The organism is Stenotrophomonas sp. STM01 (assembly GCF_014852135.1).
In the GTDB taxonomy this organism is placed as follows: Bacteria; Pseudomonadota; Gammaproteobacteria; order Xanthomonadales; family Xanthomonadaceae; genus Stenotrophomonas; species Stenotrophomonas capsici.
Window position 1 is genome coordinate 255,554 of the sequence record NZ_JACVBA010000004.1, and the last position, 6,419, is coordinate 261,972.

A 6,419-nucleotide genomic window follows, 5' to 3' on the forward strand; every position below is an offset into this window, starting at 1 on the left:
CTCAACGGTCTCCTTCAGCGGTGCCGGCACTGCCCGCGCCGGCCTGCAATGCCTGCGCCATCCGGTTCAATGCGAACACCGCCATCAGCGCGCCACCGATGCTCAACGGCAGGTAGTTCACGCTCTGCGGCAGGTTGGCGCCGGCGGTCTTGATGTGCAGGCCGTCCAGCCACAGCACCCAGCCCCACCAGGCGATGAAGCCGCCGATGACGGCGATGATCAGCGGCACCAGTGCATCGATCACGCGCTTGATCGCCGGGTTGATGTAGTCGGCCAGCAGGAAGAAGCCGAAGTGGCGGTTGGTATACACGCCGGCCGCCGCGCCCAGGCTCATCGCCGTGCTCAGCAACAGCAGCGTCACCGGCTCGGTCCAGCTGGGCGAATCATTGATCACGTAGCGGGCGAAGACCTGCCAGCCCTGCACCACCACCAGCCCGAGCAGGGCCAGCACGGCGATATGGATGACGACGTCGGCCAGCCGTTCCAGCACGCGCTGGACGCCCGTCGTCACCGTGGTTTCGTTGGTATCAGACATCGTGGCGCGGTCCTCAGGCGAAGTCGCGGATGAGACGGTGCAGCGCGGCGATGTCCGCCTGCTTCAGGTAGTCGCGCAGCAGCGGTGCCGCCGCTTCGCGGAAGGCCGGCATGTCCACCGCATTGGCTTTCACGCCGTAGGCCAGCACCGCTTCGCGCGCCTTGTCCTCGGAGGCATCCCACTCCCTGCGCATCACCTGCACCGACTGCCGCGCCAGCTCCAGCAGCAGTTGCCGGTCGGCCGGGGACAGCGCCTCCAGGCTGCGGCGCGACATCAGCAGGATGTCCGGCGCATACGAATGCTGGCTCTCGGACCAGTAGTGCGCCGCCTCGAAATGGCGGCTGGAGTGGAAGCTGCGCATGTTGTTCTCGGCGCCGTCGATCATGTGCGTCTCCATGCCGGAGAACGTGTCGCCCAGCGACATCGGCGTCGGGTTCGCCCCGAACATGCGCATCAGCTGCAGGAAGATGTCCGAGCTGGCCACGCGCAGCTTCAACCCGTGCAGGTCGCCGGGTTCGACGATCGGGTGCTTGGTGTTGTAGAAGCTGCGTGCACCGGAGTCATAGACCGCCAGGCCGACCAGCCCGCGGCTCTCGAAGCCGCGCAGCACCGCATCGCCGATGCCACCGTCCAGCGCACGCCGCATGTGCTGCACCGAGTCGAACACGTACGGCAGGCACAGGGCCTGGGTCAGCGGGAAGGCATTGTTCAACGCGCCGGAGTACACGCGGGTGATGTCGATGGCACCGAAGCGGGCCATGTCGATCGCCTCGGACTCGCGGCCGAGCTGGCCGGAGTGGTACTGGTTCAGGCGCAGCCGGCCGCCGGTCTGCTGCTCCAGCTGCTGGCCGATCCACTTCACCGCGGTGACCGTCGGATAGTCGGCCACGTGCACGTCGCTGGCGGTCAGCACCTGCCCGTCTCCCGCCGCGCCCTTGCCACCCGCGCCGCAGGCGGCCAGCATCGGCGCGGCCAGCGCGCCCAGGCTGGTAGTGAGAAAACCTCGTCGAGTAACCATTGCGCCCTCCCGCGCGTGATGGATGGTGCCGCGGTATCACCCGGCGGGTACGGCCCTGCACGAAATCTCGCCGCAACCGGCGAAACGGATCAATGCCTGCTGGCCCACGCCGATGTCATGGATGCCGGTGGCATTGCCGGTGGCGATCAGCTCGCCCTTCCTCAACGGCCGGCCACGCTTGGCCGAACGCGACAACGCGAAGGCGTAGGCCGCGCGCAGGCCACCGGGCAGGTGGGTGGCACCACCGGTACCGACCACCGCGCCATCGATCAGGGTTTCCGCGCGCAGGTCCGGTTCGTCACGCCGGGTCCAGTCCGGAATCTCCGCGCCGAGCACCAGCCCGTTGTTGTTGCCGAAGTCGGACACCACCACGCGCGGCCCCAGGATATTGATCGTCGCCAGCGGGCTGCTGGCCACTTCCACGCCGATGAACAGGCGGGCCGGCAGCGCCTCGGCCTCTTCCGGGGTCCAGTCGAGCTTGTCCGCCGGCGCGTCGGCCTCCAGCTGCAGCACGTACTCGGCCTCCACCGCGGCAAAGCCGCCGGCGGCCGAAAACACCGGGATATCCACGATGGCACCGGTAGCATTCCAGAGATTGCGCTGGAAAATCGGGCCCAGCAGACGCTCGTCGCCGGAGCCATCACGGCGCTCGGCCGCGATGTAGCCCACCTTCCAGCCCACCACCACGTCGTCCCAGCGGCCGATGGCCAGGTCCTGCACGCGGTAGGCAGTCACCAGATCATCCGGGATCATGCCGGGAAAATCCGGAAGCGAACGTCCCTGGCGGCGGGCTTCCACAAAACTGCGGGCAATGTCGTCCAGCCCGGTATCCGACGGGTGCTGACTGCCTGGGTCGTTGCTCAAGTGACTCTCCTGATGTCTTTGTTGCACTGCCAATCGACAGTTGCCTGGTTGGCTGTATAAGGTAAACCGGTGTCATCTGACAATGTGCAGTGCACCAGAAGCGATGATCCCCTGCCATGCCGGATCCAACATGCTCCCACACAAAATACGTAATCTTCTGTATTTACTGGCTTTTTATCTTTTCATGCTGACCGCCCCGCTATTCGCCCAGAGCACGCTGGACGGCGAGCCGGCCGCGGGTTCGGCCGACCGCATCGCGCTGTGGCCGGATGGATTGGCACCGGGGGACAAGCCATTGCCCTCGCCGCGTCGCATCGTCGAACGCAGCGCCGACCCTGCCCTGCCGGACCGCTACATCGACCACGTCAGCACGCCCTATCTGGTCGTCCACCGCCCGGCACGGCCCAATGGCGACGCGCTGCTGGTCATCCCCGGCGGCGGCTACCAGCGTGTCGTGCTCGACAAGGAAGGCACCGCGCTGGTGCCGGCCTTCACCGAGCAAGGCGGCACCACCTTGTTCGTGCTGCGCTACCGCCTGCCAGGCGAGGGCCGTGCGGACCGCGAAGCCGCGCTGGCCGACGCGCAGCGTGCACTGCGGCTGATCCGTCACCGGGCTGGCGAGTGGGGGATCCGCCCGCACCGCATCGGCGTGATGGGCTTCTCCGCCGGCGGTCACCTCGCCGCACGACTGGGCACCGGCTTCGATGCATCCGTCTATCCGCCCACCGACGCCATCGATGGCGAGAGCGCGCGCCCGGACTACCAGCTGCTGGTCTATCCGGTCATCGACATGCACGGCCCCGACACGCATGTCGGTTCGCGCCAGCGCCTGCTCGGCGACACCCCGTCCCCCGAGCTGCTGCAGCGCTACTCGATGCAGACCCGGGTACGCGCGGACACGCCGCCGACCTTCCTGTTGCACGCCGGCGATGACGATGTGGTCCCGGTTGGCAACAGCCTGCTGTTCTACCAGGCGCTGCGCACGGCCGGTGTCACCACCGAGCTGCACCTGTTCCCGCACGGCGGCCACGGCTTCGGTGTCCGCGGCACCGCCGGCCTGACCAGCGCGGCCTGGCCACGCCTGGCGCTGGACTGGATCACCTCGCTCCCCCCGCCATCCCGCACCGCCCCCTGAATCCCTCTCCGATGGAGAGAGGGGTTGGGGTGGGGCCGTCGTCTCCCTCCATCACCCGCCGACCATGACCCAGCCACCCAGCAATCCCCACCGTCGCCAGTTCCTCCAGCACGCCAGCCTGCTCACCGCCGGCATCGGTTTGGCCACCGCCCACACCGCCGGCTGGGCGCACACCGGCAATGCGCCCATCGCCCGCACCCGCGGCGGCCGCATCGCGGGCCAGACCGAAGGCGACATCCATGTCTTCCGTGGCATTCCCTACGGTGCCGACACTGCTCCACGCCGGTTCCAGCCAGCCCTGCAGGAGTCGGCCTGGAACGGCATCCGCGATGCACTGGCTTATGGCCCGGCCGCCCCGCAGGCCGGCAATGAGGGCCCGGGGAGCGAAGACTGTCTTTACCTCAATGTCTGGACCCCGGCCCTGCACGATGGCGGCAAGCGCCCGGTGCTGTTCTATATCCACGGCGGCGCCTACAACAACGGCTCCGGCAGCGACCCGCTGTATGACGGCGGCAACCTGTGCCGGCGTGGCGACGTGGTGGTGGTCACCGTCAACCATCGCCTCAACCTGTTCGGCTATCTGCATCTAGCCCAGCTCGGCGGCCCTGCCCTGGCCGACTCCGGCAACGTCGGCCAGCTCGACCTGGTCCAGGCCCTGCACTGGGTCCGCCAGCATGCGACCGAGTTCGGCGGTGATGCCGACAACATCACGGTATTCGGCCAATCCGGCGGCGGCGCCAAGATCGCCACCCTGATGGCCATGCCGGCGGCCAAGGGGCTGTTCCATCGCGCCTGGACGATGAGCGGACAACAGGTCACCGCCGCCGGCCCACGCGCCGCCACCCAGCGTGCGCGGCTGGTCCTGGAGCATTTCAAGCTCGGCGATGCCGACGCACTGCGCCAGCTGCCGATGCAGCAGCTGCTGGAAGCGGTGAAACTCCGCGATCCCTCGCGCGTGGAGAGCACCGGCCTGTACGTCGGCCCGGTGCTGGACGCACGCAACCTGCCCGCGCACCCGTTCTGGCCACAGGCACCGGTCCAGTCGGCCGCCCTTCCCATGGTCATCGGCAATACCCACGACGAAACCCGCGCCTTCCTCGGCAATGACCCGGCCAACCACACGCTGAGCTGGGAAGCGCTCCCGGCCAGGTTGGAAGCCCAGCAATACGTCGACCTGCTGCCGACGGTCGTCATCGCCGAATACCGCCGCCTTTATCCGCACTACACGCCGTCGGAGATATTTTTCGCCGCCACCACCGCCGGCCGCTCCTGGCGCGGTGCGATCGAGGAGCTCGAAGCCCGCGCCCGCCAGGGCGCCCCCACCTGGGCCTATCAACTGGACTGGTACGACCGCGGTGGCGACGCCGCGCACCTGCGCGCCTTCCACACCCTCGACATCCCGCTGGTGTTCCATAACCTGCAGCAACCCGGCGCACGCACCGGCAGCGGCCTGGAGGCCCAGCGCGTCGCCGACACGATGAGCGACGCCCTGCTCGCCTTCGCCCGTCACGGCGATCCCAACCACCCCGGCCTGCCGCACTGGGAGCCCTACGCCCTCGACCGCCGCCAGACCCTGCAGTTCGACGCCAACAGCCACCTCGGCGACGACCCGCGCGGCGGCGAGCGCAGACTCTACGCGCAAGCCCCGTTCATCCAGCGCGGCACGTTCTGACGCCCCGAATCCTGACGCCCTCGAATCCCTGCCAACAACCGGCGAACCCCATCCCCTCTCCCGCAAGCGGGAGAGAGTGCCCGAAGGGTGGGCGAGGGCGCGATTCAACAGCCCTCATCACAACCAGCGAAACCCATCCCTCTCCCGCAAGCGGGAGAGGGTGCCCGAAGGGCGGGTGAGGGCGCCTTTGCCTCGCTCTTCATCAAGCGCCCGACCACGAACAGCGCACCCAACCGCATCCGCTGCTGCCCGACAACCCACTGACAACGGAATCTTTACCGCCCTCGCCTAGACTGCGGGCATGACGTTGGATACTTCGCACTACCCCGATTTTCCCGGCCGTCAGCATCTGCTCGATGGCATCGACGCCGCCCTGCAGGCCGGAAACACGTCTGCAACCGTCATCCAGGTGCAGCGCGTGCTGGAACGGGCCATCAACGATCCACGCATCAGCCTGCCGCCCGTCATCCACAATCCGATCAACGATCACTACGCCCGCCGCGAGCTTTATCGCAGCCCGAGGCATGGCTACAGCATCATCGCCATGACCTGGGGCCCGGGACAGGGCACACCACTGCACGATCACGACGGCCTGTGGTGCGTCGAAGGTGTCTGGCGCGGCGACCTGGACATCACCCCGTACCAGCTCATCGAGCACCAGCAAGAGCGGTTCCGCTTCAGTCCCCGCCAATGCCTGCGCGGCACCCGCGGCAGCGCGGGCAACCTGATCCCGCCCGACGAGTTCCACACTCTGCGCAACGCCAGCAGCGACGCCATCGCCGTCTCGGTCCACGTCTATCAACGCGCCATGGATCGCAGCCACGTTTTCGAAGCCATCGCCGACAAACCCGGCTGGTACCAGCGCCAAGCCCGCGCGCTCTCCCTCGACGCCTCCCCATAGACGCGCGCACCGGGATCCACGCGCAGTCCATCGCCCATGGGTAGGAGCGCCCTCGGGCGCGAAGCTCACAGTCCCGCACTCCCCGACCGAGCCCGCCTCCGGCATCAGCGGATCACCGGCATTCCCCCTCTGAACGATCTCCGGCATGGCGCCCGCGGGCGCACGTTCCGGGCGCGCGCCCACCGGCGATGTTCCGGGCAAAGAAAAAGCCCGCTGCGGCGGCAGCGGGCTTTGGGGTTTAAAACCTGGCGATGACCTACTCTCGCACGGCTTGAGCCGCACTACCATCGGCGC

6 protein-coding genes are annotated in these 6,419 nt (G+C 68.0%); 3 read left to right on the plus strand and 3 right to left on the minus strand.

What is annotated here, in order from left to right:
- Position 1: 1 nt before the first annotated feature.
- From IB227_RS17070 to IB227_RS17080, 3 genes are read right to left on the minus strand one after another with little or no spacing between them, the layout of a single operon-like run.
- Complete coding sequence (locus IB227_RS17070) at positions 2-535, minus strand: TRAP transporter small permease (RefSeq protein WP_192288366.1); 534 nt, start codon at positions 533-535, stop codon at positions 2-4.
- A gap of 13 nt (positions 536-548) precedes the next feature.
- Positions 549-1,553 (minus strand): TRAP transporter substrate-binding protein, encoded by a 1,005-nt coding sequence (locus IB227_RS17075; RefSeq protein WP_192288367.1) that lies wholly within the window; start codon positions 1,551-1,553, stop codon positions 549-551.
- Between the two features lie 36 nt (positions 1,554-1,589).
- Complete coding sequence (locus IB227_RS17080; RefSeq protein WP_192288368.1) at positions 1,590-2,417, minus strand: 2-keto-4-pentenoate hydratase; 828 nt, start codon at positions 2,415-2,417, stop codon at positions 1,590-1,592.
- A gap of 184 nt (positions 2,418-2,601) precedes the next feature.
- Between IB227_RS17080 and IB227_RS17085 the strand changes: the two genes are divergently transcribed.
- The 3 genes from IB227_RS17085 (at position 2,602) to IB227_RS17095 (ending at position 6,125) form a co-directional block, all read left to right on the plus strand.
- The gene (locus tag IB227_RS17085; RefSeq protein ID WP_225591941.1) at positions 2,602-3,552 is read left to right on the plus strand and encodes an alpha/beta hydrolase; all 951 of its coding nucleotides are present in this window, start codon (positions 2,602-2,604) and stop codon (positions 3,550-3,552) included.
- A 64-nt stretch (positions 3,553-3,616) separates the two neighbouring features.
- A complete protein-coding gene (locus tag IB227_RS17090; RefSeq protein WP_192288370.1) occupies positions 3,617-5,224 on the plus strand; it encodes a carboxylesterase/lipase family protein in 1,608 nt (535 codons plus the stop codon).
- Between the two features lie 301 nt (positions 5,225-5,525).
- Entirely contained in the window at positions 5,526-6,125 is a 600-nt protein-coding gene (locus IB227_RS17095) for a cysteine dioxygenase family protein (protein WP_192288371.1), read from the plus strand.
- Positions 6,126-6,419 lie beyond the last annotated feature (294 nt).

Excerpts from the sequence above, each read along its gene's own strand:
- IB227_RS17085 (WP_225591941.1), top strand. The coding sequence starts at position 2,602 with ATGCTGACCGCCCCGCTATTCGCCCAGAGCACGCTGGACGGCGAGCCG.
- IB227_RS17075 (WP_192288367.1), bottom strand. The coding sequence starts at position 1,553 with ATGGTTACTCGACGAGGTTTTCTCACTACCAGCCTGGGCGCGCTGGCC.
- IB227_RS17070 (WP_192288366.1), bottom strand. The coding sequence starts at position 535 with ATGTCTGATACCAACGAAACCACGGTGACGACGGGCGTCCAGCGCGTG.
- IB227_RS17095 (WP_192288371.1), top strand. The coding sequence starts at position 5,526 with ATGACGTTGGATACTTCGCACTACCCCGATTTTCCCGGCCGTCAGCAT.
- IB227_RS17090 (WP_192288370.1), top strand. The coding sequence starts at position 3,617 with ATGACCCAGCCACCCAGCAATCCCCACCGTCGCCAGTTCCTCCAGCAC.